We start from the raw sequence: 25,829 nt of genomic DNA on the forward strand, positions 1-25,829 counted from the left end.
CTCGCTGTCTTTTGAAACATGGGCGAAAGGATTGGGTGCCGTCAGCCTCGCGGCGCGGCGGCGCGGGAAAGGCGGTCGTTGATCGCCTCTCCGAGACCATGGGTGGGAATGGCGGTGATGGCGATCATGTCTGCGCCGCTTGCATCGGCGGCTTTCAGATAATCGAACAGATTGGCGGCGGCCTCGGAAAGATCGCCGGAGGGGCTGAGATCGAGCACGGTGCGCGCCGTCTCTTCGCCGGCAATGGCGATGCCGCCGAAGCGGATCAGCGCTTCGCCCGGCAGAACCGATGTGGCGTGAAGGCGCACGGCAGCACCCGGCGCGTAATGCGAAGCCAGCATTCCCGGCGCTTCAATGGCGGCGGCGGCTTTTTTCGGCCGTTCGAGCCGTTTGCCGGCAATGCGCTCTATGTCCGCGGTGACGACGCCGCCGGGACGAAGCAGCCGCACCCGGCCATCCTCTTCCACCTTGACGATGGTGGATTCGACGCCGACGGCGGCGGCCCCGCCATCGAGAATGAGATTGATCTTCTGGCCGAGATCCGCCTCCACATGGGCGGCACTTGTCGGGCTGATCTTGCCGGAACTATTGGCGCTGGGGGCGGCGAGCGGCCTGTCGAAGCGGCGGATAAGATCGCCGGCAAAACCCTGCGGCACACGAATGCCGACCGTATCGAGACCGGCTGTCGCCAGCGAATGAATGTCGCTTGCCGGTTTCAGCGGCAGTACCAGCGTCAGCGGGCCGGGCCAGAAGGCTTCTGCCAGCTTCAGCGATATGGGGTCGAAGACGGCGTAACGTTCGGCCATGGCGATATCGGCCATGTGGCAGATCAGGGGGTTGAACTGCGGCCGGCCTTTTGTCTCGTAAATGCGGGTAATCGCCGCCGGATTGGTGGCGTCGGCGGCAAGGCCATAGACGGTTTCCGTCGGCAGGGCGATGGGCTGGCCGGCGGCAAGCTCCGCCACGGATGCCTGCAGGGCCGTTTCCCGCTCTTTGTCTATATCGATATGACGCGCCATGATGCTGCCTTTCAGGGCGGTCAATAGCGTATTTCAGAGGCTTATGGAAAGTTTTATATCGCCTTGATGATCCTGCGCATCTCCTCGGACCGCGCGCCGAGCATGAGCACGTTTTTCAGCGCCACCCGCGGATCGTGGGTCTGGAACAGCAGGCCGCCGCGATGGACGGAGGTATCGACGGCGATCTCCTGATCGGGAAGCGCGTTGATGGCGACGGCGAAATACATGCGCGAATAGCGCGCATCGATATTTTCGAAGAAGTTTTCGGCCCCGCTCAGCTCGGCGAAGAAATTCGCGAAATAGAAGGACCAGAGCACATGGCGCTCGGCATCGAAGCTGGTTTTCGCGGCCGTGACGTGACAATAGCCGAGATGCGGCCGGTCATTGAGCAGATGGTGAAAAACCATCTTCGGAAAACGGATGGACTGGTGAAAGCCGTTCAGACGGCTGTGGGTGGCATCGGCGGCAGCTTCCAGCTTTCGCCCGGTCAGCGCAGCCACTTCGTCATGGCTGTAATAGACGCGTTCTTTCGGCAGCCATCGTTCTTCATAACGGCTGATGCGCCCTGTCCGCAGGAAATCGGAATGCGCGGTCTTCGAGCGTATCGGTGTGACCGAATGCCTGCTCGCATCGAAATAGCGTATGCGTGTCGCCTTCTCCACCGGGAACACCCTCGTTGCTGTCGATCCGGCAAGATAATTTAGGGCGCGTTAATACTCCGTTGCGCCGCATCCCCCGTTTTTTAATGGGTGGGGAGCAGGATGCGCGCCATCATGCGTCATATTGCGACGTCATTTCCGTCATTGAATAGCTGTCGGATTTCCCAGCGGAATGGGCTGAGAGGGCGAATTGCGCATGTCGCAATTTGTCGCCAATGCGGAAGGTAATGTCGCTGTTTGTGCTGCCGCAAATGAGCGCCGGTGTTTAGATGAGTACATGCTTCCGCAACCCCGCAAATGGTGTCGGGCAGGGCGGTTTGATCGAGGATTTGGCCATGGAATTGCGTGATACCGTATTGCGCCAGCTGAAAAACCGCCGCGAAGGCTTCAGCCTGGAACAGCCCTTCTACACGGACCCGGATTATTTCAAGCTGGATATGGAAACCATCTGGTATCGCGACTGGCTGTTTGTCGGCCATGATTGCGAAGTGTCGAAATCCGGCAGCTATTTCACCGTGCAGGTCGGGGCCTATTCCGTGGTCATCGTTCGCGGTCGCGACGGGCAGATCCGCGCCTTCCACAATTCCTGCCGCCATCGCGGCTCGCGCGTCTGCACCACGCAGAAGGGCCAGTCGGCCCGCCTCGTCTGTCCCTATCACCAGTGGACCTACGATCTCGACGGCAAGCTGCTGTTCGCGCGCCATATGGGCGAGGAGTTCGATAAGGGCGATTTCGGCCTGAAGCCGGTCGCCTGCGAAACCGTCGCCGGTTACGTCTTCATCTGCCTTGCCGATCAGCCGGCCGATTTCGAGCCCATGCGCAGGGAAGTCGAAAGCTACATGGCGCCGCACCGCATCTGGGAAGCGAAGGTCGCGCATGAAAGCACCATCATCGAAAAGGGTAACTGGAAGCTCGTCTGGGAAAATAACCGCGAGTGCTACCATTGCGCCGCCAACCATCCGGAACTCTGCCGCACCTATCCCGAAAACCCGAGCGTGACGGGAACGGACGGCGGTGCGAGCGATCCCGAGATCGGCGGCCACTGGGCGCGCTGCGAGGCCGCCGGCCTGCCGAGCCGTTTCAAGATCGACCCCAAGGGCCAGTTCCGTGTCGCCCGCATGCCGCTGATCGGCGAAGCGGAAAGCTACACCATGTCCGGCAAGCGCGCCGTGCGCCGGCCGCTGTCAGACGATGTCAGCATCAGCCATATCGGTGCGCTGCTCCTGTTCCATTACCCGACGACCTGGAACCACTTCCTTGGCGACCACACCATTTCCTTCCGGGTGCTGCCGCTCAGCGCCACGGAAACCATGGTCACCACCAAATGGCTGGTGCACAAGGATGCCGTCGAAGGCGTGGACTACGATCTCGAGGACCTCACCCACGTCTGGAACGAGACCAACGATCAGGACCGCCGCATCGTCGAGGAAAATGCCTTCGGCATTCGTTCCCCGGCCTACGAGCCCGGCCCCTATTCCATGGAGGACGAGGGCGGCGTGATGCAGTTCGTCAACTGGTACTCCGATTTCATGGTCGACCGGCTCTCCGGCGATAAGGCCCGGCTTTCGGCTGTAGCGTGATGCGAAGATGAATATGGTTGTGACCTATAAGCATATTGACGAGATGAAGCCATGGAGCGACAAGCTCCAGCTTCTGGAGTGCATCTCGGTGACGCCCGAGACGCCCGATGTGATGACGTTCCTGTTCCGCTCAGAGGATCAGAACTGGTTCCGTTATCTGCCGGGGCAGTTCGTCACCTTGGAATTGCCGGTGGGCAAGGAGCCGCTTTACCGCACCTACACATTGTCCTCCAGCCCGTCGCGGCCCTATGCGCTGTCGGTCACGGTCAAGGCGCAGGCCAATAGCATCGGCACGCGCTGGATGTTCGACAATCTGAAACCCGGTATGAAAATCCGGGCGCTCGGGCCGCTCGGCGACTTTTCCTACGTCAAGCATCCCGGCGACAAATATCTGTTCATCTCGGCAGGCTCCGGCGTTACGCCGATGATGTCGATGGTGCGCGACATGAGCGACCGCGCGCCGCAGAGCGATATTGCCTTCATCAATTGTTCGCGTACCCCCGGCGATATCGTTTTCCGTCACGAGCTGGAATATCTCGCCCGCTTCATGCCGAACCTGTCTCTCGGCTTCATTGTCGAGAAATGCGGCCGCACCGATCTGTGGTCCGGGCTGAAGGGCATGGTCGACAAGGCCAAGATCGCGCTGCTCGCGCATGATTTCATGGAGCGCACCGTCTTCTGCTGCGGGCCGGAGCCGTTCATGGCCGCCGTCCGCTCGATGCTCGATGCCTCCGGCTTCGATATGAGCCGCTATCATCAGGAAAGCTTCGCGCCGGCGGCCCCGGTCTCGGTCGGTGAAACAGTTCTCACCGGTGCGGATGGCGAAGTGCTGTCGATGGTGGGTTTCACGCTTTCTGGAAAGGAGCTGGCCTGCCAGCCCGGCCAGACGGTTCTGATGACGGCGCGCGCCGCCGGGGTCCGTATCGGGGCGGCCTGCGAATCGGGGATTTGCGGCACCTGCCGGGTGCTGAAGCTTTCCGGTGAGGTGGAGATGAACCACAATGGCGGCATTCTCGATGAGGAAATCGAGGAGGGCTATATTCTCGCCTGCTGCTCACGCCCGTTGACCGACGTAAAGGTGGAAGCGTGACGTCCAACGGCGTCCTGTCGCAATCTTTATTCGCCGGATAGTTGTCTGGAACCAAATTTTCCGAAACTCGTTTGCACGTCATCGAATTCTTCTCGGGCAAGGGGCTGACCCTGATCTCCGGCAAGAGAGCGGTGAAAGGCGCTGACAAAGGCGTCAAAGCAAATGGAGGAAGATCATGCTGAATTTCCGGACAACGAGCGTCGCTACAGCGATTGTCGTGTTCTTCACCAGCTTCACGCCATCGCAGGCGTTTCAGGTGCCGGTGCCAATCTCCAAGCCGGCGGTAGCCACCGAAAACGTCGTGCCCGTACAGTACCGTGAGTGGGATCGCCGCCGCCATTGGGACGGTCGTCATATGCGTCGTCCGCCCCCGCATCGCGACGGGTTTTACAATGGTCACCGCGGCTACCGTGACCGTCGTCCGGGCTACCGTTATCACAACGGTTACTGGTTCCCGCTCGCTGCTTTCGCCACCGGCGCTATCATCGGCGGCGCAATGCAGCAGCCCCGTCCGGCGTATGGCGGCAGCCATGTCTCCTGGTGTCAGAACCGCTGGCGTTCGTATCGCGCCTACGACAACACCTATCAGCCCAACAGCGGCCCGCGTCGCATCTGCGTCTCGCCATACAGCCGTTAATTGCAAAAGCAAAAGCCCGGTCTTTACCGGGCTTTTGTCTGAGCCCGGAATTGTCGGGGTTTTGATAAACGAAGCGTGATCGCTCCGTTAATCGTGGGTTCAGCCACACGTCCCTAGGCTGTAGAAGTATACGACACCGCCCACACAAAGGCGGAAATCAGAACAACAGAAATTCACGTTATACGGCCTGTCGACCGTCGTGAATGGAGGAAGTCAGATGAAAAGCTATGTGAAGAATATCCTGGCTGTCGGTCTTTCTGCAATCGTGGTTGCAGGCGCGATCGTTCCGGCCGAAGCCGCCATGCCGGTGCCCGTCGCGCCGAAGAGCGTTGAATCCACCGGCAACGACGCCAGCAAGAACATCGTCAACGTCCAATACTGGCGTGATCGCGATGGCTGGGGCGATCGCCGCGGCTGGTATCGCGGCCACCGTGGTTATCGCGATTACCGTCCGGGCTATCGTCACCATGACGGTTACTGGTTCCCGCTCGCAGCCTTTGCGACGGGCGCTATCATCGGCGGCGCACTCTCGCAGCCGCGTGAAGTCTACCGCCCGGTACCGGAATATCGTCCGCGCCCGGTCTATCGCGAATATCGCCCGGTCCGCCGCGGCGGGCTGAGCCAGGCGCATGTGAACTGGTGCTATGGCCGCTATCGTTCCTACGATGCCTATAGCAACACGTTCCAGCCTTACCATGGTCCGCGCCAGCCCTGCTATTCGCCTTACAGCTGATAGAATACAGGCTGAAATTGAAAGAGCCGTCCGGTCATTGCCGGGCGGCTCTTTGCGTTACAGGATTCGCGCGCGTTTCAGCACGAACCAGGCGAGAGCAACCGAAATCGCGATGAAGATGCTGGCCGACAATGTGCCGCCCGTGCCGACGGTAAACGGCAGCTCATCCGTATTCATGCCGAAGAAACCGGTGACCAGCGAGGGCGGCAGCAGGAATGCCGTCATCAGCGACAGGATATAAAGATGCCGGTTGGTTTCGGACGAGAGTTTGGAATCGATTTCTTCATGCAGCAGCCTTGCCCGCTCCTGCAGGGCGTAGACGTCGTGGTCGACAGCCTCCAGACGAGCCATCAGGCGTGAGGCGACATCCTCGAAACCATTCGGCATCTCGTCATCATCGGCGGCCGAAGCCCGCCGCATCAGGGTCAGGACGGTGCGCAGATGCCGGTGCAGGCGAACCACCGTGCGGCGCAGCGGGGCAAGACGCCGCCGTTCGTCGCGGTTCTCGCTGTCATAGACCATATCTTCGATGGCGTTCAGTTCTTCCGTCGTCTCCATCACCAGATTGATGAGCGAGCGCTGGAATTCCGCCACCAGCCCCTCGAACACATGCGATGGCGTGAGGTAACGGTTGGAATTCTTGTCGACCGCCGCTTTCAGCCGGTCCACCGAATGCAGCGGCTGCAGGCGGGTGGTGATGATGAAACGGTCGCTCACCGCAAAATGCAGCCAGCCGAAGTCACGTGTCTCCTTGTCGAATTCCCGCTGGAAATCGACCAACGTGCCATAGAGTGATTTTTCATCGACCACGATGGAGGGATGCGTCTCATGGGTCGTGAGGCTTGCCCGCGCCGCCGGATCGAGACCCTCTATGGTCTCGAGAAAACCCGCCACACGCTGATCGGCGAGGTTGAGATGCAGCCAGAAGAAGCCTTCGCACTCTGCCATTTCGTGAAAGCCGGCATCGGGCGCGAGCCGCCGGCAGGGGGCTGTACCGGGATGAAATTGATAGGCCCAGACAAGGCCGGGAATAACGGGTGTTACGAGATCCATCGTGGCAGTCCTGACCGGCTGGATGGGAGGAGGGAGGCGTCCGTCGTTCCGGTGTGGGAGCGGCGGCGGCGAGGCGCCTTTCAGCGAATGCTGAGCAAATTCATATGACAGTTTTATAACAATCCCGCCGAAATGACGGGAATTTTCAAATTGACGTTTACGTAAAAATCATTTAGCCCGAAGGCAGTAGCAAGATGCCAGAGCTTCGGGAGGAGGCAGCATGTATAGCGCGCCGGTGGACGATATCGCCTTTACACTCAAACATGTAGCGGGTCTTGAAGACGCGCTGTCTGCGGGTGCGCTGGGAGACCTTGGGGAAGATCTGGTCGATGCCATTCTGCACGAAGCCGGCCGTTTTGCCACGGCAGAGGTCGCGCCGCTTGCCGAGATCGGCGACCGACAGGGCGCAAAGCTTACCGACGGCAAGGTGACGACACCGGATGGCTGGGCCGATCTTTACCGCCGCTGGGCGGAAGCGGGCTGGAACAGCCTGACGGCGCCGGAAGAATTCGGCGGCCAGAACCTGCCGCATATGCTGAATGTCGCCGCACTCGAAATGTGGAATTCCGGTTCCATGGCCTTTGCGCTGGCCCCGACGCTGACCATGGGCGCGGTGGAAGCCCTTGTCGCCCACGGCAGCGATGACCTCAAGCGCACCTATCTGCCGAAACTCGTCTCCGGCGAATGGACCGGCACTATGAACCTCACCGAGCCGCATGCGGGTTCTGACCTCGGTGTCCTGAAGACCCGGGCGGAGCGCAATGGCGACGGCACTTACCGCATCTTCGGGCAGAAGATTTTCATCACCTGGGGCGAACACGATGCGGCGGACAATATCATCCACCTCGTTCTCGCCCGCCTGCCGGATGCGCCGGCCGGCACGCGCGGCATCTCGCTTTTCCTCGTGCCAAAATTCCTGCCCGATGACAACGGTGCGCCGGGCAGCCGCAACGATCTGTTCTGCCATTCGCTCGAACACAAGCTCGGCATTCACGGCTCGCCCACCTGCACGATGATCTTCGGCGATGGCAAATTCGGTGACGAGAAGGGTGCTCTCGGCTGGCTGGTCGGCGAGGAGAACAAGGGTCTCGCCTGCATGTTCACCATGATGAACAACGCCCGCCTTGCCGTCGGCATGCAGGGCGTGGCGATCTGCGAAGCGGCGACCCAGAAGGCTATCGAATATGCCAGGGAGCGCACGCAGGGCAAGGCGCCCGGCTGGCAGGGCTCCGGCATGAGCCCGATCATCGAACACCCGGATATCGCCAGAACGCTTCTGACGATGAAGGCGCTCACGCAAGGGTCGCGGGCGATTTCCTTCAGCTGCGCGCATGCCATCGATATGGCGCATGCGACTGAAGACGCCCGGCAGCGCGCTCACTGGCAGGAGCGCGCTGCCCTTTTGACACCCATCGCCAAATCCTTCTCCACCGATGCCGGCGTCGATGTCGCCTCCATGGGCATTCAGGTGCATGGCGGCATGGGCTTTATCGAGGAAACCGGCGCGGCGCGTTATCTGCGCGATGCCCGCATTGCGCCGATCTATGAAGGCACCAATGGCATTCAGGCCATCGATCTGGTGCTGCGCAAGCTGCCGCTCTCCGAAGGCGCGCAGGTGCGCGGTTTCATCGCCGAACTGCGCGAGATCGCCGCCCGCACAGCCGCGTCGAACCGCGACGATCTCGGCGAGACCGGCCGTTATCTCGAAGCCAGCCTCGCCGATCTGGAGACGGCGACCGACTGGCTGCTGGACCGCATCAAGGCAGGCGAAACCGAAACGGCGCTCGCCGGCGCGACGCCCTATCAGCGCCTCTTCGGCCTGGCGCTCACCGGCGCCTATCTCGCCAAGGGTGCATTGGCCGCCGTCGACGATGGCAGGAGCGGGCATCGCGCAGCCCTTTGCCGTTTCGCAGCGGAAAATCTGCTGGCGGAAACGGCAGCGCTGAAGGACCGCGTTATCGCCGGTGCGGCAAGTCTTGCCGCCGCCCGTACCGTATTGGCTTGAGGAGCTTTAGATGTCGGACGAACACATTCTCGTCGAGCGCGTCGGCCATGCGCCGGAAGTCTTGACCATCCGCTTCAACCGGCCGGACAAGAAAAACGCTATCACCGATGCCATGTATCTGCGCATGGCAGACGCCCTGCAGGCCGCCAATGCGGACCCGGAAATTCGCGTCGTCGCGTTTCTCGGCACGGAAGGCTGCTTCTCCGCCGGTAACGACATGGCCGATTTTCTGGCCTTCGCCATGTCGGGCGGCAAGGGCAAGCTTGCCGCGCTTGAGCTTTTGAAAGCGCTCGTCGCTTTCGAAAAGCCCATGGTATCCGGCGTCGACGGGCTCGCCATCGGCATCGGCACGACGCTGAACCTGCATTGCGACCTGACGGTCGCTTCCAGCCGCAGCCTGTTCAAGACCCCATTCGTGGATTTGGCGCTGGTGCCGGAAGCGGCCTCCAGCCTGCTCGTGCCGAAGCTCATGGGACACCAGCGCGCCTTTGCGCTGCTTGCCATGGGCGAAGGTTTTTCCGCCGAGCAGGCATTGCAGGCCGGAATGATCTGGAAAGTCGTCGCCCCTGAACATGTGGAGAGCGAAACGCTGGCGCTTGCCACCCGGCTCGCGGCCAAACCGCAGCAGGCGCTGAAGATCGCCCGCGATCTGGTTCGCGGCAATCCGAACGATCTTCTCGCCCGCATCGAAGAGGAAGGCCGTCATTTCATCGCGCAACTGCAAAGCGCCGAAGCGCGCGCCGCCTTCGAGGCATTCATGCGTCGTTAAGCGTTCCGGCAGGAATTCCTTGCGGTTAAGCAACCGGGCAATATGGGTTGGGTTAAATAATGCAACGTCATCGCCCGAAAGCCACCCGCATGCGTCACGTCGTGTTCGCCCTGTCTGTCTTCCTCTGCGCCGCCACTGTCACCGAAGCGGCGGCGATAACGCGCCCTCCGGCGGCTTCCGCCGGCAATGTCATTCTGGCGCAATCCGTCATTACCGAAGACGATGGCTCGGATTATTATTCCGGCCGCAACCGCGACCGCCAGCGCCGCGCCCGTTTCGTCTGCGTCATCACCCCGCCGGAGAGCGCCAATCGCCGCCGGCCCTATGTCTGCCCCATCGAGCGGGGCCGTGTGGGCGGCGCCTGCCGCTGCTCGGGCGTGGTCGGTAACGGCACGGTCGATACGGCCTGGTGATTATTTCTCCAGCGTCGCCACCGCTTCCACATGCGGCGACCACAGGAACTGGTCGACCGGTGTGACACGGGTGATGCGATAGCCGCCTTCCATGAGGATGGTAAGATCGCGCGCAAGCGTCAGCGGATTGCAGCTCACCGCAACGATCTTCTTCACCGTGCTGCGGGCCAGTTCCTTGCACTGGAATTCCGCACCGGCGCGCGGCGGATCGAACACGACAGCATCGTAATTCTTCAGTTCGCTTGTCATCAGCGGCCGGCGGAAAAGATCGCGTTTCTCGACGCTCACCGGCTTCAGGCCCTGTGTGTTGCGGGCGGCGAAGTCCAGGGCCTTCAGCGGCTTGTCTTCCGCTTCCACCGCATGCACCTTGCCGATGCGTGCGAGCCTCAGCGCGAAGGTGCCGGAACCGCAAAAGAGATCGGCAATACGCTTGGATTTACCGATATGGCCAAGCACCAGCTCGGCCATGGCGTCTTCCGCCTGTTTCGTCGCCTGCGTGAAACTGCCGGCTGGCGGGGAAACCGCAACGCCGCCGAATTCGATGATCGGCTTTTGCGGTTCGATCAGGATTTCACCTGAGAGCGAGACACGGGCAATGCCGCGCATGGCAAGCACCGTTTCCGTGAGGGTGCGCCGCTGCTTGTCACTGACCGACTTGATGCCTTCGACCGAAATATCGAGACCCGAGAGCGTTTCGAGAACGGTGATGCGGAACGGTTCGGCATTCGCCACCATGGAAAGGCCGATGGCGCGGATGGCATCCAGCCGCGAGACGATGCCGGGCGAGGTGACGGGACATTCCTCGATGGCGACGATGTGATGGCTGTTCGCCTGACTGAAACCGAGCAGCAGGCCCTTTTCCGTCTTGCGGGCGGCGAACACCGCGCGGCGGCGCTCGCCGGGGCGACAGATGACGAGGTCGTCGACCGGCGGCGTCAGGCCTTTCGATTTCAGCGCCGAAACCACCAGCTCCCGCTTGTAGGCATGGTAAGGCTGGTCGGCGAGATGCTGCAGCGAACAGCCGCCGCAGGTGCCGTTCTTGCCATCGGGGCCGAAATGGCGGCAGGCCGGTTCACGGCGCTCCGCCGAGGCTTCCGTTATCGACATGACGGTGCCGTGATCCTTCACCTTCGCAATCGCGACCGTTTCGCCGGGCAGCGCGAAGGGCACATAGACCGGGCCGTCGGGACAGTGCGCGATGCCGTCGCCCTGCGCGCCGAGGCTCTTGATGGTGACGGTCTGTGTGCTCATGGCTTTTCGCCTCCGAGAAGAAATTCGATATTGCCGTCGCCGCCGGAAATCGGCGAGGGAATGAGGCCGAGGCTTTTCCAGCCCATGTCCTCGGTCAACCAGCGTTCCAGCTCGGCGGCCACGGCAGGCGCCGTTTCCGGTTCTTTCAACAGCCCGGCCTTGCTGATGGCGTCGCGCCCCGCCTCGAATTGCGGCTTCACCAGCAGAACCGCGAGAGCACCCGGCTCCGCAAGCTCAAGTGCCGGGGCAAGTGCAAGCTTCAGCGAAATGAAGGACACGTCGGAGACGATGAAGCCGATGGGCCGATCATCGATGTCATCCGCCGTCAGGAAGCGCGCATTCAGCCCTTCCAGATTGGTCACCCGCGGATCGTTCTCGATTCTGGCATGCATCTGCCCGTGGCCGACATCGATGGCGGTGACGTGTTTGGCACCGCGCTCCAGCAGCACCTCGGTGAAACCGCCGGTCGAAGCGCCGACATCGAGACAGTCATGGCCTGACGGGTCGAGCCGGAAATGATCGAGCGCGGCCACGAGCTTCAGCGCTGCGCGGGAAACATAGGCCTGCGCCGGATCGCTGATGGCGATTTCGGCATCGCCGGCGACGGTCTGGCTCGGTTTGGTGACGATTTTACCGTTGACGCTCACAGTGCCGCGCGCAACCGCGTCGCGCGCACGCGAGCGGCTGGCGAAGTGGCCGAGCGACACGAGAAGCTGGTCAAGCCGTTCATTTTCAGATGTTTTGGACATGGTCCCGTGTCAATGACCGCCAAACCCCGCCGATGCAAGCGATTTATCGCTGAAAGGGACCGGCGATGCCCGCTGTCGCCCGTTGATGTTGCACCGCAAAGTCAGAATGTTCGATTAATCCAATATAAAGGCTTGTATTGCACTTTGTGCACAAGGCCCGTGCGGCCACCGGAACCTGCCATGACGGCATCTCCTCCCATCCACAAAATTGCGGCCGTTGCAGCGCAGACGCTTGCTTCGAGGCATCGGGTCGCCGAGAGAGTTTGCGATGTCGCTTAAAAACCTCCCCATCAATCTGAAGCTCATAGCCACCTTCTGTGCCTTGATGAGCGTGTGCCTGCTCGCTTCTGCGGTCGTATTCTGGCAGACGCTGGGGAGCGAGCGTGTCACGATCGAAAACAACCGCACGAAGGATATCATCCAGGCCGTGGATGGCGCGACGGCAGCCATGCTGGAACAGGCCGTCAACCAGCGCGGCTTCCTGCTCTTCCGCAGTGACAGCACCTACAACGATGTATTCGCCCAGCGCGACCTGATGCTGAAGAAGCTCGACGAGGCCCGCGCGCTGGCTGTCGGCCGGCCGGACATTCTGACATCCATCGACGACATGCAGAAATCCGCCACCGTGTTCTTCAAGGAACTGGCGGAACCGCAGATCGCCGCACGCAAGACGACCGAAGCGCCGATTTCCGAAATCATCGAGATCGGCCGCAATCAGGCCAAGGGCCAGCTCGACGGCTTCCGCGCCTCCGCCGCCAAGATCAAGGAACAGTTGAACGGCCTGTCCGCTGCTTACGCGGCAGAACAGCAGGCAGCCGCACTGAACCTCAAATATGCGCTTCTGGGTGGCGGCGCTGTCGCCGGTCTTCTGGCCGTTGCCCTCATCTGGGCGCTGTCGCGCTCCATCGTCACGCCCATCGTTGGCATGACGGCGGCGATGAGCCGGCTCGCCGATGGCGATCTGACGACGGAAGTTCCGGCCACGGATCGTGGCGACGAAGTCGGCAAGATGGCGAAGGCCGTTCTGGTCTTCAAGGAAGCCGGGCTGGAAAAATCCCGCCTTGCCGGCGAGACCGACCGCATGCGCTCCGCGACGGAGGCTGAACGCCGCCGCAACGAGGAAGAAAAGGCCAAGGACGAAGCCGCCAGCGCTTTTGCCAGCGCCGAGCTTGGCAAGGGTCTTGCCGCTCTCGCGGATGGCGATCTTTCCTATCGTATCGAGACGCCCTTTGCGCCCGCCATCGATCCGGTTCGCGTGAATTTCAACAGCGCCGTCGAAAAACTCCAGCAGGCGCTGCGCACGGTCGGTGAGAACGCAGCCGCGATCAATGCCGGTGCTTCGGAAATGCTCTCCGCCGCCGACGACCTGTCGCGCCGCACCGAGCAGCAGGCGGCCTCCATCGAGGAAACCGCCGCAGCGCTGGAAGAAGTCACCACCACGGTGCGCGATAGCGCCCGCGGCGCGGAAGATGCCGGCAATCTGGTCCAGCGCGCCCGCGCCGGTGCGGAAAAGTCCGGCGTCGTGGTCCGCAAGGCGGTTGCCGCCATGCGCGAAATCGAGAAGTCCTCGGGCGAAATCGGCAATATCATCGGTGTCATCGACGATATTGCCTTCCAGACCAACCTGCTGGCGCTGAACGCCGGCGTCGAAGCCGCCCGCGCCGGTGATGCCGGCAAGGGCTTTGCGGTGGTTGCGCAGGAAGTCCGCGAACTCGCCCAGCGTTCCGCCAATGCCGCCAAGGAAATCAAGACGCTTATCGGCGCTTCCAGCCAGCAGGTGGAAAACGGCGTCAATCTGGTCGACGAGACCGGCAAGGCTCTGGAACTCATCGTGGCGGAAGTCGAAGAGATCAACGCCCATGTCAGCGCCATCGTTGTCGCTGCTCGCGAACAGGCGACCGGCCTGCAGGAAATCAACACGGCCGTGAACACCATGGATCAGGGCACGCAGCAGAATGCCGCCATGGTGGAACAGCAGACCGCCGCCAGCCATTCGCTGGCCCGCGAAGCGGGAGCGCTGAACAGCCTGCTCGGCCAGTTCAGAATGGATGGTGCACGCGCTGCCGTTGCCAGTGCCGGCGGCTATTCCGCACCGCGCCAGTCTTCCGCCAGGCCCGCCTTCCAGCCAGCGCCGGCCGCACCGGCCCGCAAGGCTCCGGTAAAATCGGCCTCCGCAACCGCAAGGCCTGTCGCCTCGCCGGCCCGTGCCCTTGGCCAGAGCCTCGCCCGCGCCTTCGGCGGTACGGCCGAAGCGCCGGCTGCCAAGGATCAGGACTGGACGGAATTCTGAGCCGGGCTTTCAGATTGAACCTATGAATTGGGGGCCGAAAGGCCCCTTTTTGCGTCGGTCATTTCAGACGGGAAACGCCGCTTAGAGTTTTTTCGCTTTTCTTCGAATCGCGAAAACACTCTAACTCTTTGTTTCGGCGCATTTCCGGACGGAAAACCGGGGTCCACTTTTCCTGGAAATGCTCTATGTGCCCTGTAGCCGGAACATCCGCGCAAAGAACAACTCGTCCGACAGGCGGTGAAGCAGGGCGGCAATGCCGGCGGTCGCGGCAATGGCGAAAACAAGCCGCCCGGCCAGAACGCCATAGACATCCGCGCCAAGCGACATCACCACGAGCGTGTCCTCGATCACGCTATGGGCAAAACCCATGAACACGCAGGACAGAAACACCTGACGCGGTGATATCGTGCCCGATTGCGCCTCGCGGATCAGGAAGCCGGCGCCGTAGGAAATGCCGAGAAACAAGCCGATGGCGGTGAGATGTTCGGCCTCGCCGCGAATGCCCGCAAGACGCAGCAGGGGCGAGAGCGCTTTCATCATCAGCGCCAGAAGGCCCGTCAGCCTGAGGATTTCAAGGCAAAGGGAAAGTGCCAAAAGGATGACGAGCATCCAGACCATGGTTTCCCCGAGACCGAGGAAATAGGCGGTCCATTCAGGCGTGGCGCTCATTGCAATCCAGGCGGGGTTTACCGGCGCGGACAGCCATCCCATCGCCTCCAGAACGTGATGCAACATGAAGGCATAGAGCAATCCGCCGCCGACGCGCAGCGCCGTGGTGACGATCATGCCCGGTCCCGCCTTTTCAATGATCTTCTGTTCGATGGGCAGGCCATGGGCGAACAGGATGAGTGCCGAAAAAACGGTGATATCCGCAACGGTCAAAGAGGATGCGGGCACAAGCGTGAAGATGAGCGGCACCGCACCCCATATGCCGACCAGCATCGCGGTCAGCCAGGCAAGACCAAGCTCCGGCGGCAGCCCGATGAGGTTCATGACCGGCGCGAAGACAGGCGCCACCGCCTCGATCGCGCCCATCCTCGACAGCAGCTCGGTCAAAATGGCGATGGGAACCGTGATCCGCACAAGCACCCAGTAGATCGCAAGCGTTTCCCGCGTTTTTTGCCAGACGGGCAGGAAAAGTGACATGTGAGACTCCCTGAAGGTTGTTCCCATTCACTAATCCCGGCCCCTTCGCATTTGCGGTCAAAGATTGCAGTTTCATGCAATTTTATTGCAAATCCAGTGGCGGGCGATATGCTGCCGGCATGGATCGGATCGACCGGAAACTTCTGAACCTTTTGCAGAACGATGCGTCGCGCACCAATGTGGACATGGCCGACGAAGTCGGGTTGTCTCCATCCAGTTGCCTGCGCCGCCTGCAGCGGCTGCGCAAGTCTGGCGTGATCGACCGCATCGTGGCGATCCTCAACCCCGCAAAGGCGGGACGGGTGATCAAGGCTCTGGTGACGGTGGAGCTGAAATTGCACGGGGAGCAGCATATGCGCCGCTTTCTGGATATTGCGAGTGCCGAGGAGGCCGTATCGCAGGCCTATGCCGTCACCGGCGCAACCGATGTCGTGCTGATGCTGCGCCTGCGGGATATGGAAGAATTCGACGTCCTGTGCGACAGGCTCTTCCGCGACCAGCACAATGTCGCGCGCTTTGTCACCATGGTCGTCATCAAGACGGCGAAAGAGGAAACGGCCATCAGGCTTTAACCGGAGCCCTTCCACGCGGGACATTCCCTCGTCTAGGAAACCATTTCGCCACGACGTTTTTTGAAGAGGTGCGTTTTGAATAGTGAAATCGAACTGCCGGTACAAAAGCAGCTTGAGGCCTATAATGCCCGTGACATCGATGCCTTCATGCTCTGGTGGGCGGATGATTGCCAGTATTACGCTTTCCCGGCGACGCTTCTGGCAGGAAGCGCGGCAGAGATTCGGGAGCGTCACATCGAGCGCTTCAAGGAGCCGGATTTGCATGGAAAACTGCTGACGCGCATTGTCGTTGGCAATGTCGTCATCGACCATGAAACGGTCACCCGGAACTTTCTGGAAGGAAAGGGAGAGGTCGACGTTGCCTGCATCTATGAAGTTGAGAACGGTAGGATCGCCAGGGCCTGGTTCAAAATCGGCGAACCGCGGATATTGTCGCGAAAATCCTAGCGCGTGCAAAGGGTGCGTGCGCGGCTTTCCCATCGTCCATGTCGCTATGCGGTGTGATCCGCCCGCATGGGATGCCAGACGGAAATATCGCGCGGGGCGTCGAGAAGCTCGGGCAGGGCATCGTGCCATGCCTGCCGATAGGGGCGGTGAATCTGAACGTCGATGACGTCCTGATGGTCGCTCCAGGTCTCATGCAGCAGGAAGCGGTTCTCGTTTTCACCATCCCGGTGCAGGGTTGCGTTCACGGAGGTCTTTTCGTGCCGCATGGCGTCGAGCAGCGCATTCAGCAATTCGAGAAAGCGCTCGCGCTGGCCGGGACGGACCTGGAAGCCGATGAGATAGGTGGTGTGCACGGGGTCTTACTCCTTGGTGCCTTGCATCAGTGCTTCGCGGGTTGCCGTGTCGGCGGGGTAGAAACATTCCAGCACCAGTTCAGACAGCGTGACGTCTGTGGCCGTTCCGAAAACCGTGGTGGTTGAAATGAAGCTCAGGACTGAGCCCGATGACGGATCGCGCAGCTGCAATGGTATGGCCAGCGGATCGGCCCCGGCCGCATGCGGCGGGACCTTTGGTGCAGGATAGGCCACTAGCTCCGCATGCAGCCGGGAAAGCACCTCGTCTCCCGTCTCTTCGACCTGACGGCGCAGGCGTTCCAGCAGGTGATGCCGCCATTCGGCGAGGTTGACGATGCGCGAACTCAGGCCCAGCGGATGCAGGCTCAGCCTCAAGGCGTTGAGCGGCGGGCGAAGCAACTCCTCGGAAACGCCGGCCAGAAGCGACGTGATCGCCCCATTGGCGAGAACGACGTTCCAGTGCCGGTCAACGGCAAGGGCGGGGAAGGGCATATGCCCGTGCACCACGGTTTCGATGGCCTGCCGGGCCGCCGCCATATCGGGCGCATCCATCGGCCGTTCGGAATGGACGGGCGCATAACCCGCCGCCAGCATCAGCCGGTTGGCGGCGCGGGCGGGCATGGAAAGCTGCTCCGCCAGTTTCGCGAGCATCTCGCGGCTGGGGGATGATCGCCCGCTTTCCACGAAGCTCAGATGGCGCGCGGATATGTTCGCCTCCATCGCCAGATCGAGCTGGCTTAACCTGCGGCGCGCACGCCATTCCTTCAGCACCTGGCCGACATGTTCTCGATGATGTGTCATGCCCCGCAGCCTAGCAGAAGAGAGCGCCAATGCGATTACCTCTGAGGTAATTGTTCCGCTTCCCGACCCCCGGCATGTTTGGGCCGTCAACCAGAAGGAGCACAATCATGACGCAGCATCTTGCAATCGCCGAAACCTATCTCGCAGCCTGGAACGAGGAGGACAATGAACGCCGCAGACATCTCGTCGGTGAGGCGTGGGCAGAAAATACGCGCTACGTCGATCCGCTGATGCAGGGCGAAGGGCAGCAGGGTATTGCCGCGATGATCGAGGCGGCGCGGCAGAAATTTCCTGGATATCGTTTCGTGCTCACAGGCACCCCGGATGGCCACGGCAATTTCACCCGTTTCTCATGGCGTCTCATTTCGCCTGACGGAGACGATGTCGCTGGCGGAACCGATGTCGTCAGCCTGAATGCCGAGGGGCGGATCGAAAATGTCGTCGGTTTTCTCGATGGCGCGGCATCCTGAGGCAGAGGCGGGATAGTCCCGCCTCCTGTCCCGGCAATCGTGTCAGCCGGCGAAACCGACGCCGGCCTGGCGCTGGCCGAGCGCATTGAACACGGTGGAAACGATGCCGGCCCGGTCGAGGCCGGCATTGGCATACATGGTCTCTGGTTTTGCCTGCTCCACCCACTGGTCTGGCAGGGTCAGTGTCCGGACCTTCGGGCCATGGTCGAGCAGGCCGGCGCTGGCCATGAAATGCAGCACATGCGCGCCGAAACCGCCAACGGAGCCTTCTTCGATGGTCACCAGAACCTCGTGATGGCTGGCCAGCTGGCGGATGAGATCGAGATCGAGCGGCTTGGCGAAGCGCGCATCGGCGACCGTCGTAGAAAGGCCGGCCGCATCGAGATCTTCGGCGGCCGCAAGGCATTCCGCAAGGCGCGTGCCGAAGGAGAGCAGCGCAACCTTGGTGCCCTCCTTTATGATGCGGCCCTTGCCTATCTGAAGAATCTCACCGCGCGCGGGCATCTCGACGCCCACACCCTCGCCGCGCGGGTAACGGAAGGAAATCGGGCCTTCGTCATAGGCCGCCGCCGTGCGCACCATATGTTTCAGCTCCGCCTCGTCGGACGCCGCCATCACCACCATGCCGGGCAGGGTGGCGAGGAACGTCGTGTCGAACGAACCGGCATGGGTCGGCCCATCCGCACCGACGAAACCGGCGCGGTCGATGGGGAAACGTACCGGCAGGCTCTGGATGGCCACATCATGCACCAGCTGGTCGTAACCGCGTTGCAGGAAGGTGGAATAAAGCGCGCAGAACGGCTTGTAACCGTCAGCCGCAAGCCCGGCCGCAAAGGTGACGGCATGCTGCTCGGCAATGCCGACATCGAAGGTGCGGGTCGGGAAAAGCTCGGCCATCTTGTCGAGGCCGGTGCCGTTCGGCATGGCGGCGGTGACGCCGATGATCTTGTCGTCGAGGGTGGCTTCCTGGATAAGGGCTTCGGCGAAGACGCTGGTATAGCTCGGCGCATTCGGCTTGGCTTTCGCCTGCGCGCCGGTGATAACGTCGAACTTGTTGACGCCGTGATATTTGTCGGCCGCCGCTTCCGCCGGTGCGTAACCTTTGCCCTTCTGCGTCACCACATGGATGAGGACAGGGCCTTTCTGGTTGTCGCGCACATTGCGCAGCACCGGCAGCAGATGATCGAAGGAATGACCGTCGATCGGGCCGATATGATAAAAGCCAAGCTCCTCGAACAGCGTGCCGCCGGTCACGTAACCGCGCGCATGGGTCACGGCACGGGTAATGGCGCGGTCGATGGTCTTGCCGAGATAGGCGGTGAGTTTCTTGCCGAAATCGCGGAAGCCCATATAGGTGCGGCCGGAGGCGAGGCGCGCCAGATAGGCGCTCATCGCGCCGGTCGGCGGCGCAATCGACATGTCGTTATCGTTGAGGATGACGATCAGCCGTGCATCGAGCGCACCGGCATTGTTCAGCGCTTCGAACGCCATGCCCGCCGACATCGAACCGTCGCCGATCACGGCGATCACCTTACGGTCGCTCTGATCCAGACCCGCCGCCACGGCCATGCCGAGACCGGCGGAAATGGAGGTGGAGGAATGGCCGGCGCCGAAATCGTCATAGTCGCTTTCGGCACGACGCGTGAAACCGGAAAGCCCGCCTTCCTGACGCAGGGTGCGAATGCGGTCGCGCCGGCCGGTCAGGATCTTGTGCGGATAACATTGATGGCCGACATCGAAGATCAGCCGGTCTTCGGGCGTGTTGAAGACCTTGTGAATGGCAATCGTCAATTCCACCACGCCAAGGCCGGCACCCAGATGGCCACCGGTCTTCGACACCGCGTCGATCATCTCGTCGCGCAGTTCCCGTGCCAGTTCCGGCAGGTCGCGATCGTCGATCTCCTTGAGATCGGAGGGGAAATTCACCCGGTCGAGCAGTGGGGTCTGGGGCATTCCGGTCAATCGTTCGGCCTTTTCTCGTGGTCAGCAGGGGGCACCTGAGCGGCTTTCATGTCGAAAGCCGACGGTCCATTCCTGCATGTCGTACACTTCTATAGAATTTCAACCTTCCGGCAAAGGGACAAACTCTTCTTCGTCGCCGGGAACGATATCGAAGCGTCCGGTTCTCCACTCCTGTTTGGCCTGCTCTATGCGTTCTTTTGATGACGAAACGAAGTTCCACCAGATGTAGCGGCGCTGATTGAGCGCCGCCCCGCCGAAGATCATGATGTGGCAGCCATTGCTGCCGGCCTGAAGCGTGATGTCGTCGCCCGGCCGGAAAACGAGCAACTGGTCGGCGGCGAAGATATCGCCGGCCACATCCAGCGAACCGGACAGAATATAGATCGCCCGCTCCTCATGATCGGCGGAGAAGGGAAATTTCACCCCCGGCTCCAGCGTCAGGTCGACATAAAGCGTATCGGTAAAGGCCGAAACGGGGGAGGTGAGACCCTCGAATTCGCCGATCACAACGCGGCCGGAAGCGCCCTTGATATCGATCAGCGGCATGTCTTCCTTCGCAGTATGGGCAAAGGCGGGGTCGATTTCTTCCATATGGTCTGGCAGGGCAAGCCAGGTCTGCAGGCCGGACATGGAAAGCGGGTGGCCACGCAGGTTTTCCGGCGTGCGTTCCGAATGCACGATGCCACGCCCGGCCGTCATCAGGTTGATGTCGCCGGGGCGGATGACAAGCTCGGTGCCAAGGCTGTCGCGATGCTTGATTTCGCCGTCGAACAGATAGGTGACGGTGGAAAGCCCGATATGGGGATGCGGTTTGACGTCGAGCGCCTCACCGGCCTTCAGGATCGCCGGGCCCATGCGGTCGAAAAAGATGAAGGGGCCGACGAGACGCCGCTGCCGGGTCGGCAACGCACGGCGCACGGCAAAGCCGCCAATGTCGCTCGTGCGTGGAATGATGAGGTTCTCGATGGCGTCGCAGGCAAAAGCATCACCCGCGACGGGATCGTTACCGGGAAAAAAGGACATCGCAAGCTCCTCGTATCGTCTGGCGGGAGTTTAGCATAACGGACGGAGAGGGGGAGTATCGGGATGTCGAACGCTGTGTTTGTGCATTGTCACCGGATGCGCGGGAGAGAATTGAACGCGGCTTGACCTACAGCCTCCCTCATTCCTGTGCTTGTCACAGGAATCCAGCCGACGCGCGTCTGCGCGGCGATAAGAGTCTTTTCAGCCCAAGGACTTGGTCTGGCTAGATTCCTGTGACAAGCACAGGAATGAGGAGGGAGAAAATCACTCCCCGTCCAGCGGCTCCACACCCTGCGGCTTGCCCGCACGGTCGAGGCGAATCTTCTCGATTCGCTTTTCGGCAGCGTTCAACAGCGTTTCGCAATGCTTCTTCAGGGCTTCGCCGCGCTCATAGATGGCGATGGATTCGTCCAGCGCCACGTCTCCGCGTTCCAGGCGTGCGACAATGCTTTCCAGCTCGGCGACGGCTTTTTCGAAGGAATAACCGCTGACATCGGCTGTGTTGGCATTTTCCGTCATGTTCAACCCTTCATCATTCTCAAAATATGCATGGCTGCCGATTCCGCCAGCCCTTCCAGATCATAACCGCCTTCCAGCAGGCTGACGACCCGGTTCGATGTGTATTTATCCGCCATTTCCAGAAGCCGGCCGGTTGCCCAGTCGAAATCCTCGCCCACCAGGTTGATCTGCGCCAGCGGATCGCGGTAATGCGCGTCGAAACCGGCGGAGATGAGGATAAGATCGGGCGAAAAATCGGCTATCGCCGGCAACACGCGGGATTTGAAGGCCTCGCGGAAATATTCGCTGCCGGTATTGGGCGAAAGCGGCGCGTTGACGATATTGTTCTTCACGCCGGTTTCGTTTTTGTCGCCGCTCCACGGGTAAAGCGGCATCTGGTGGGTGGAACAGAACAGCACCGACGTGTCGTTCCAGAAGATATCCTGCGTGCCATTGCCGTGATGCACGTCCCAGTCGATGATGGCGACGCGCTCCGCGCCGTGCGCCTTCTGCGCATGGCGGGCGGCAATCGCCACATTGTTGAAAAGACAGAAGCCCATGGCCTTTGCGGTTTCCGCATGGTGGCCGGGCGGGCGGGCGGCGACGAAGACATTGTCGGCAGCACCGGTAAACACGTCATCCACCGCCGCCATGGCCGCACCGATGCCGGTCAGCGCCGCCTGCAGACTTTTTTGCGAAACGTAAGTGTCGGCCTCGACGCGGTTGATCTCGCCATCCTCTTCGGGAATCTGCCGCATAATGGCAAGCAGATGCTCCTCCGGATGCGCCAGCAGCACCGCATCCTCATTGGCCTGCGGGGCTTCTTTGCGTTCCAGCCGCTCGAAATTCGGGTGTTCGAGCGCGATGTTCAGCGACCGCAGGCGGTCCGGCCGCTCGGGGTGGCCGGATGGCGTGATATGCTCCAGGAAGATCGGATGTTCGTATAAACGCGTCGCCATTCTTTTCCTCCCGAAGAAAGTCCGTTCAGGCGCGCTGCGGCAGAAGCGGATAACCGGCCATCACGGCGCGGCCGGCAAGTGCGGCGAGCACGGCCTTCAGCGCATCGCCCGGAATGAAGGCGAGCGAACCCATGAAGGCCTTTTCGAAACCGAGCCCGACGACCAGCGCCAGATAGGTGATACCGAAAGCATAAAGCACGACCACGCCGCCGATCAGGCTGGCGACGAAGAAACCGATGCCCTGTGTTAGAGCGGACTGGCCGCGATTGACGAGCTTTTCCGAGAGCGTGCCGGTGACGAAGACCGCCGCGATCCAGCCGATCAGGAAGCCCGTGGTCGGCGTGGTGAAGATGGAAAGGCCGCCGCGCCCGCCCGAAAGTACCGGCAGGCCGATGGCGGCAATCAGGATCGTCAGGAGAACCGCCAGCGTACCGCGTTTCGCGCCCAGCACGACACCGGCCAGCATGACGCCGAGCGACTGCGCGGTGATCGGCACGGGGATAAAACCGAGCGTGATCGGCGGCAGAAGCCCGAGTGCGATGATGATGGCGGAAAACAGCGAAATCAGCACAAGGTCGCGGGTTGTCATGGCTCAGAAACTCCGGATGGTTATCTGGCCGTCAGCTTTGGCCTCTGAAACCGCGCGCGTCAATGGCGTCGGCAATGGCATCGGCATCCTTCAACGTCATAATGACGAGCGGCACGATGATGGTGGCCATCCGCACGGGCAGGCCACGCGCCCGGTGCGCATCGCGCACCGCATGGTAACGATTGACGATTTCAGGCACGAAGCGCACGACGAGCCCGACCGAAAGCCCGATATCGGCGGCCTTCACCAGCCCCAGCCTTTCCAGCGGGGCGGCGGCAAGCGCGATCTCATCCATGAATTGCGAGATGCTGACGGTGACGGTGACGGCGGTGGCAAGCAGCGCCAGCGCCGTCAGCCGCAAAAGATTGACACTGGCATCATGGGCCGGAAGCAGCAGGTAGCTGAAGGCGGCGACGAGGAAGATGGTCAGCATCACCGGCCGCAGCCGCAGGCCGATATCCTTGAAGGGCAGCTGGGTAGCGCCCAGAATAAGGGCGGCCAGAACCGTCGCGCATGCGAGAACCAGCAGATCGCGGGTGAGGAACAATGCGATGCTGAAACCCATCAGCGTCACGAGCTTGAGGCGCGGCGAGACGCGGTAGAGCCAGCCGGTGCCTTCGACATGCAGCGATTTCATCGCGATGCCACCTCCAGATAGCGCGCTACCGCTTCTTCGGGGGCGGCGTCGGCCACCAGTGCGCCTTCATGGAAAACCAGCACCCGGTCGAAACCCGCAACCAGCGGCAGATCGTGGGTGATCACAACAAGCGCCTGCGACAGCGCCGCCATGGTCTTTTCCACGGTGGCTCGGTTTTTGAGATCGAGCTGGTTGGTCGGCTCATCGAGAATGAGGATTTGCGGTTCGGTGACCAGAAGCGCCGCCAGCGCCGCAAGCTGCAATTCGCCGCCGGAAAGCTCATGCGCGCGCCGGTCTTCCAGATGTGCGATGCCGAGCCGGGCGAGAACGGCCTTTACGCGGTTTGCGGTTTCCGCTTTGCCGAGGCCGAGCCGCTTGAGACCGAAGGCGACATCGTCGCGCACGATCGGCAGGATGATCTGGTTCTGCGGATTCTGGAAGATGAAGCCGACCGTCTGCAGCACCGCCTTGGCGTCGCTCACGGTGTCGAGGCCGTTCACCGAAACCCTGCCCTCGCTCGGCTTGTTCAGTCCGTTGATCAGCCGGGCAAAGGTGGTCTTGCCGGAACCATTGAGACCGATCACGCCGATACGCCGTTCTGTCAATGTCACAGACAGCGGCTGCAGGGCCTGGCGGCTCTCGAAAGCGACGCCGGCGGCGGTAAAACGGATTTCCAAGCTTACATCCTCGCGCTCTTTTTCCGGTTCTATACCCCGTCATCAACAGAAGTGAAACAAGGAACAAAAAAAGAACATTGCAATCGCGAAAAAGCCGTTCTACCTTTTGCGCCATGGTGATCAAGGTTTCGAACGAAGCGGCAAGGCGGATTTTTCTGGCGCGGCAGGGGCTTTCCTCTCCGCCCGGCAAGGCTCTTTCCAAGAGCGATCTGCTGCAGCTCATCACCGATATCGGTTTCGTGCAGGTGGACAGCATCGGCACGGTGGAGCGCGCCCACCACCAGATTATCTTCTCCCGCAATCAGACCTACAGGCGCGGCCACCTGACCACGCTTTTGGAAAAGGACCGGGCGCTTTTCGAGCACTGGACGCATGACGCCTCCATCCTGCCGACGGAATTTTATCCCTATTGGAAACATCGTTTCCGCCGCCGCGAGCCGATTATTCAGGAGCGCTGGCGCAAATGGCACGGCGAGGGTTTCGATGCGGCTTTCGGCGAAACGCTGGAGCGCATCGCCGCCACCGGTCCGGTTCTGGCGCGGGAGCTGAAGGAGGAGGGGCACCAGTCCGGCGGATGGTGGAACTGGCATCCCTCCAAGACCGCGCTCGAATATCTCTGGCACACCGGCAAGCTCGCGATTGCCGGCCGGGTGAATTTCCAGAAGGTCTATGACCTCGCCGAACGGGTCATTCCCGGCGAGCATCACGAAACCGAGGTGGAGCACGCCGAATTTGTCGACTGGGCCTGCCGCGAAGCGCTGAAGCGGCTGGGTTTCGCCACCCATGGCGAAATCGCCGCCTTTTTCGATCTCGTCACCCCGCAGGAGGCGAGGGACTGGGTCAAAAGCCATCGCGATGAACTCTGTGAGGTCTCGCTTCTCTCCAGCGACGGGGACAATGCCCGCCCGTCTTTTGCCTTTGCCGATTTCACCGCCGACCTGACAGACGTGCCGCAACCTTCCGCCCGCGTCCGTGTCCTCAGCCCCTTCGACCCGCTGCTGCGTGACCGAAACCGCACGGAGCGGCTGTTCGGCTTCTATTACCGCATCGAGGTCTTCGTGCCCGAGCCGAAACGGCAATATGGCTATTATGTCTTCCCGCTTCTGGAGGGTGACAGGCTGATCGGCCGCATCGACATGAAGGCGGATCGCAAGCGCGGCACGCTGGATGTGCGCCGCCTGTGGCTGGAGCCCGGCGTGCGTGCTTCGGCCGGTCGGCTGGAGAAGCTCGACGCGGAACTGGTGAGGCTGGCGAAGTTTACCGGGGTGGAGAGCGTGAATTATCTGGAGGGCTGGCGGGAGGTATAATTGCTTCCTCGGCCACGGTCTTCCGTCATGCTCGGGCCTGTCCCGAGCATCTGCAACGGACAACGTGTTGAATGCGTTCGCAGATCCTCGGCACAAGGCCGAGGATGACGTAGAGCGGGCGGAGAGCGCACCAAACCGAA

General features: G+C 61.5%; 27 protein-coding genes. 12 read left to right on the top strand and 15 right to left on the bottom strand.

What is annotated here, in order from left to right:
- Nucleotides 1-41: 41 nt before the first annotated feature.
- Nucleotides 42-1,019 (bottom strand): L-threonylcarbamoyladenylate synthase, encoded by a 978-nt coding sequence (locus tag FGF54_RS02045; protein ID WP_142778794.1) that lies wholly within the window; start codon nucleotides 1,017-1,019, stop codon nucleotides 42-44.
- A gap of 53 nt (nucleotides 1,020-1,072) precedes the next feature.
- Nucleotides 1,073-1,681 carry a DUF6656 family protein gene (locus FGF54_RS02050; RefSeq protein WP_035262032.1) on the bottom strand — a complete coding sequence of 203 codons (609 nt, stop codon included), beginning with the start codon at nucleotides 1,679-1,681 and terminating at the stop codon, nucleotides 1,073-1,075.
- A gap of 332 nt (nucleotides 1,682-2,013) precedes the next feature.
- Between FGF54_RS02050 and FGF54_RS02055 the strand changes: the two genes are divergently transcribed.
- The 4 genes from FGF54_RS02055 to FGF54_RS02070 all read left to right on the top strand — a co-directional run bounded on the left by FGF54_RS02055 (nucleotide 2,014) and on the right by FGF54_RS02070 (nucleotide 5,718).
- Nucleotides 2,014-3,258: an aromatic ring-hydroxylating dioxygenase subunit alpha gene (locus tag FGF54_RS02055; RefSeq protein ID WP_031233390.1), complete on the top strand. Its 1,245-nt coding sequence runs from the start codon at nucleotides 2,014-2,016 to the stop codon at nucleotides 3,256-3,258.
- Nucleotides 3,259-3,271: 13 nt separating this feature from the next.
- Complete coding sequence (locus FGF54_RS02060) at nucleotides 3,272-4,348, top strand: 2Fe-2S iron-sulfur cluster-binding protein (RefSeq protein ID WP_371733910.1); 1,077 nt, start codon at nucleotides 3,272-3,274, stop codon at nucleotides 4,346-4,348.
- A gap of 175 nt (nucleotides 4,349-4,523) precedes the next feature.
- Nucleotides 4,524-4,985: a BA14K family protein gene (locus FGF54_RS02065; RefSeq protein ID WP_065654339.1), complete on the top strand. Its 462-nt coding sequence runs from the start codon at nucleotides 4,524-4,526 to the stop codon at nucleotides 4,983-4,985.
- Between the two features lie 217 nt (nucleotides 4,986-5,202).
- Complete coding sequence (locus FGF54_RS02070; RefSeq protein ID WP_065654338.1) at nucleotides 5,203-5,718, top strand: BA14K family protein; 516 nt, start codon at nucleotides 5,203-5,205, stop codon at nucleotides 5,716-5,718.
- A gap of 57 nt (nucleotides 5,719-5,775) precedes the next feature.
- On the opposite strand, the gene FGF54_RS02075 is transcribed toward FGF54_RS02070, so the two are convergent.
- Nucleotides 5,776-6,771, bottom strand: a complete 996-nt coding sequence (locus FGF54_RS02075) for a transporter (protein ID WP_142778796.1) — start codon at nucleotides 6,769-6,771, stop codon at nucleotides 5,776-5,778.
- A gap of 220 nt (nucleotides 6,772-6,991) precedes the next feature.
- Between FGF54_RS02075 and FGF54_RS02080 the strand changes: the two genes are divergently transcribed.
- From FGF54_RS02080 to FGF54_RS02090, 3 genes are all read left to right on the top strand, one after another.
- On the top strand, nucleotides 6,992-8,776 hold the full coding sequence (locus FGF54_RS02080) for an acyl-CoA dehydrogenase (RefSeq protein WP_142778797.1): 1,785 nt from the start codon (nucleotides 6,992-6,994) through the stop codon (nucleotides 8,774-8,776).
- A gap of 10 nt (nucleotides 8,777-8,786) precedes the next feature.
- Nucleotides 8,787-9,545 (top strand): crotonase/enoyl-CoA hydratase family protein, encoded by a 759-nt coding sequence (locus tag FGF54_RS02085; RefSeq protein ID WP_142778798.1) that lies wholly within the window; start codon nucleotides 8,787-8,789, stop codon nucleotides 9,543-9,545.
- A gap of 89 nt (nucleotides 9,546-9,634) precedes the next feature.
- Nucleotides 9,635-9,958, top strand: a complete 324-nt coding sequence (locus FGF54_RS02090; RefSeq protein WP_003521066.1) for a hypothetical protein — start codon at nucleotides 9,635-9,637, stop codon at nucleotides 9,956-9,958.
- On the opposite strand, the gene FGF54_RS02095 is transcribed toward FGF54_RS02090, so the two are convergent.
- Nucleotides 9,959-11,209, bottom strand: a complete 1,251-nt coding sequence (locus FGF54_RS02095; RefSeq protein WP_142778799.1) for a class I SAM-dependent RNA methyltransferase — start codon at nucleotides 11,207-11,209, stop codon at nucleotides 9,959-9,961.
- On the bottom strand, nucleotides 11,206-11,958 hold the full coding sequence (locus FGF54_RS02100) for a TlyA family RNA methyltransferase (protein ID WP_142778800.1): 753 nt from the start codon (nucleotides 11,956-11,958) through the stop codon (nucleotides 11,206-11,208). Before FGF54_RS02100 ends, FGF54_RS02095 begins: the two co-directional genes overlap by 4 nt.
- A gap of 268 nt (nucleotides 11,959-12,226) precedes the next feature.
- On the opposite strand from FGF54_RS02100, the gene FGF54_RS02105 reads away from it, so the two are divergent.
- Entirely contained in the window at nucleotides 12,227-14,248 is a 2,022-nt protein-coding gene (locus tag FGF54_RS02105) for a methyl-accepting chemotaxis protein (protein ID WP_142778801.1), read from the top strand.
- 183 nt (nucleotides 14,249-14,431) lie between these two features.
- Here the strand turns inward: FGF54_RS02105 and FGF54_RS02110 are convergent, their stop codons facing one another.
- Nucleotides 14,432-15,394 (bottom strand): nucleoside recognition domain-containing protein, encoded by a 963-nt coding sequence (locus tag FGF54_RS02110; RefSeq protein ID WP_142778802.1) that lies wholly within the window; start codon nucleotides 15,392-15,394, stop codon nucleotides 14,432-14,434.
- 119 nt (nucleotides 15,395-15,513) lie between these two features.
- On the opposite strand from FGF54_RS02110, the gene FGF54_RS02115 reads away from it, so the two are divergent.
- Together FGF54_RS02115 and FGF54_RS02120 are read left to right on the top strand one after the other, a co-directional pair.
- Entirely contained in the window at nucleotides 15,514-15,966 is a 453-nt protein-coding gene (locus FGF54_RS02115) for an Lrp/AsnC family transcriptional regulator (protein ID WP_142780100.1), read from the top strand.
- A gap of 75 nt (nucleotides 15,967-16,041) precedes the next feature.
- A complete protein-coding gene (locus FGF54_RS02120; protein ID WP_142778803.1) occupies nucleotides 16,042-16,413 on the top strand; it encodes a nuclear transport factor 2 family protein in 372 nt (123 codons plus the stop codon).
- A 44-nt stretch (nucleotides 16,414-16,457) separates the two neighbouring features.
- Here the strand turns inward: FGF54_RS02120 and FGF54_RS02125 are convergent, their stop codons facing one another.
- Nucleotides 16,458-16,766 (bottom strand): putative quinol monooxygenase, encoded by a 309-nt coding sequence (locus FGF54_RS02125; RefSeq protein ID WP_142778804.1) that lies wholly within the window; start codon nucleotides 16,764-16,766, stop codon nucleotides 16,458-16,460.
- A gap of 6 nt (nucleotides 16,767-16,772) precedes the next feature.
- A complete protein-coding gene (locus FGF54_RS02130; protein WP_142778805.1) occupies nucleotides 16,773-17,567 on the bottom strand; it encodes a helix-turn-helix domain-containing protein in 795 nt (264 codons plus the stop codon).
- A gap of 107 nt (nucleotides 17,568-17,674) precedes the next feature.
- Between FGF54_RS02130 and FGF54_RS02135 the strand changes: the two genes are divergently transcribed.
- Nucleotides 17,675-18,037, top strand: coding sequence for a nuclear transport factor 2 family protein (locus FGF54_RS02135; protein WP_142778806.1), 363 nt, complete (start codon nucleotides 17,675-17,677; stop codon nucleotides 18,035-18,037).
- Between the two features lie 42 nt (nucleotides 18,038-18,079).
- Here the strand turns inward: FGF54_RS02135 and dxs are convergent, their stop codons facing one another.
- From dxs to FGF54_RS02175, 7 genes are all read right to left on the bottom strand, one after another.
- Nucleotides 18,080-19,999, bottom strand: coding sequence for a 1-deoxy-D-xylulose-5-phosphate synthase (dxs, locus tag FGF54_RS02140; RefSeq protein ID WP_142778807.1), 1,920 nt, complete (start codon nucleotides 19,997-19,999; stop codon nucleotides 18,080-18,082).
- A 99-nt stretch (nucleotides 20,000-20,098) separates the two neighbouring features.
- Nucleotides 20,099-21,022 carry a pirin family protein gene (locus tag FGF54_RS02145; RefSeq protein WP_142778808.1) on the bottom strand — a complete coding sequence of 308 codons (924 nt, stop codon included), beginning with the start codon at nucleotides 21,020-21,022 and terminating at the stop codon, nucleotides 20,099-20,101.
- 264 nt (nucleotides 21,023-21,286) lie between these two features.
- Nucleotides 21,287-21,541 carry an exodeoxyribonuclease VII small subunit gene (locus FGF54_RS02155; RefSeq protein ID WP_003503059.1) on the bottom strand — a complete coding sequence of 85 codons (255 nt, stop codon included), beginning with the start codon at nucleotides 21,539-21,541 and terminating at the stop codon, nucleotides 21,287-21,289.
- 2 nt (nucleotides 21,542-21,543) lie between these two features.
- The gene (locus FGF54_RS02160) at nucleotides 21,544-22,479 is read right to left on the bottom strand and encodes a histone deacetylase family protein (protein WP_142778809.1); all 936 of its coding nucleotides are present in this window, start codon (nucleotides 22,477-22,479) and stop codon (nucleotides 21,544-21,546) included.
- 25 nt (nucleotides 22,480-22,504) lie between these two features.
- Nucleotides 22,505-23,068 carry a biotin transporter BioY gene (locus tag FGF54_RS02165; RefSeq protein WP_020010590.1) on the bottom strand — a complete coding sequence of 188 codons (564 nt, stop codon included), beginning with the start codon at nucleotides 23,066-23,068 and terminating at the stop codon, nucleotides 22,505-22,507.
- Between the two features lie 31 nt (nucleotides 23,069-23,099).
- Nucleotides 23,100-23,705, bottom strand: a complete 606-nt coding sequence (locus tag FGF54_RS02170) for an energy-coupling factor transporter transmembrane protein EcfT (protein WP_142778810.1) — start codon at nucleotides 23,703-23,705, stop codon at nucleotides 23,100-23,102.
- Nucleotides 23,702-24,382, bottom strand: a complete 681-nt coding sequence (locus tag FGF54_RS02175) for an energy-coupling factor ABC transporter ATP-binding protein (protein WP_142778811.1) — start codon at nucleotides 24,380-24,382, stop codon at nucleotides 23,702-23,704. Before FGF54_RS02175 ends, FGF54_RS02170 begins: the two co-directional genes overlap by 4 nt.
- 113 nt (nucleotides 24,383-24,495) lie before the next feature.
- On the opposite strand from FGF54_RS02175, the gene FGF54_RS02180 reads away from it, so the two are divergent.
- Complete coding sequence (locus FGF54_RS02180) at nucleotides 24,496-25,689, top strand: winged helix-turn-helix domain-containing protein (RefSeq protein WP_142778812.1); 1,194 nt, start codon at nucleotides 24,496-24,498, stop codon at nucleotides 25,687-25,689.
- The last annotated feature ends 140 nt before the right edge of the window (nucleotides 25,690-25,829 follow it).

It is taken from the genome of Agrobacterium sp. T29, assembly GCF_006970545.1.
Lineage (GTDB): Bacteria > Pseudomonadota > Alphaproteobacteria > Rhizobiales > Rhizobiaceae > Agrobacterium > Agrobacterium leguminum.

Excerpts from the sequence above, each read along its gene's own strand:
- FGF54_RS02170 (WP_142778810.1), bottom strand. The coding sequence starts at position 23,705 with ATGAAATCGCTGCATGTCGAAGGCACCGGCTGGCTCTACCGCGTCTCG.
- FGF54_RS02130 (WP_142778805.1), bottom strand. The coding sequence starts at position 17,567 with ATGACACATCATCGAGAACATGTCGGCCAGGTGCTGAAGGAATGGCGT.
- FGF54_RS02160 (WP_142778809.1), bottom strand. The coding sequence starts at position 22,479 with ATGGCGACGCGTTTATACGAACATCCGATCTTCCTGGAGCATATCACG.
- FGF54_RS02135 (WP_142778806.1), top strand. The coding sequence starts at position 17,675 with ATGACGCAGCATCTTGCAATCGCCGAAACCTATCTCGCAGCCTGGAAC.
- FGF54_RS02065 (WP_065654339.1), top strand. The coding sequence starts at position 4,524 with ATGCTGAATTTCCGGACAACGAGCGTCGCTACAGCGATTGTCGTGTTC.
- FGF54_RS02070 (WP_065654338.1), top strand. The coding sequence starts at position 5,203 with ATGAAAAGCTATGTGAAGAATATCCTGGCTGTCGGTCTTTCTGCAATC.
- FGF54_RS02155 (WP_003503059.1), bottom strand. The coding sequence starts at position 21,541 with ATGACGGAAAATGCCAACACAGCCGATGTCAGCGGTTATTCCTTCGAA.
- FGF54_RS02095 (WP_142778799.1), bottom strand. The coding sequence starts at position 11,209 with ATGAGCACACAGACCGTCACCATCAAGAGCCTCGGCGCGCAGGGCGAC.
- FGF54_RS02100 (WP_142778800.1), bottom strand. The coding sequence starts at position 11,958 with ATGTCCAAAACATCTGAAAATGAACGGCTTGACCAGCTTCTCGTGTCG.
- FGF54_RS02115 (WP_142780100.1), top strand. The coding sequence starts at position 15,514 with ATGGATCGGATCGACCGGAAACTTCTGAACCTTTTGCAGAACGATGCG.
- FGF54_RS02055 (WP_031233390.1), top strand. The coding sequence starts at position 2,014 with ATGGAATTGCGTGATACCGTATTGCGCCAGCTGAAAAACCGCCGCGAA.
- FGF54_RS02145 (WP_142778808.1), bottom strand. The coding sequence starts at position 21,022 with ATGTCCTTTTTTCCCGGTAACGATCCCGTCGCGGGTGATGCTTTTGCC.
- FGF54_RS02105 (WP_142778801.1), top strand. The coding sequence starts at position 12,227 with ATGTCGCTTAAAAACCTCCCCATCAATCTGAAGCTCATAGCCACCTTC.
- FGF54_RS02110 (WP_142778802.1), bottom strand. The coding sequence starts at position 15,394 with ATGTCACTTTTCCTGCCCGTCTGGCAAAAAACGCGGGAAACGCTTGCG.
- FGF54_RS02165 (WP_020010590.1), bottom strand. The coding sequence starts at position 23,068 with ATGACAACCCGCGACCTTGTGCTGATTTCGCTGTTTTCCGCCATCATC.
- FGF54_RS02045 (WP_142778794.1), bottom strand. The coding sequence starts at position 1,019 with ATGGCGCGTCATATCGATATAGACAAAGAGCGGGAAACGGCCCTGCAG.
- FGF54_RS02180 (WP_142778812.1), top strand. The coding sequence starts at position 24,496 with ATGGTGATCAAGGTTTCGAACGAAGCGGCAAGGCGGATTTTTCTGGCG.
- FGF54_RS02090 (WP_003521066.1), top strand. The coding sequence starts at position 9,635 with ATGCGTCACGTCGTGTTCGCCCTGTCTGTCTTCCTCTGCGCCGCCACT.
- FGF54_RS02080 (WP_142778797.1), top strand. The coding sequence starts at position 6,992 with ATGTATAGCGCGCCGGTGGACGATATCGCCTTTACACTCAAACATGTA.
- FGF54_RS02085 (WP_142778798.1), top strand. The coding sequence starts at position 8,787 with ATGTCGGACGAACACATTCTCGTCGAGCGCGTCGGCCATGCGCCGGAA.
- FGF54_RS02075 (WP_142778796.1), bottom strand. The coding sequence starts at position 6,771 with ATGGATCTCGTAACACCCGTTATTCCCGGCCTTGTCTGGGCCTATCAA.
- FGF54_RS02060 (WP_371733910.1), top strand. The coding sequence starts at position 3,272 with ATGGTTGTGACCTATAAGCATATTGACGAGATGAAGCCATGGAGCGAC.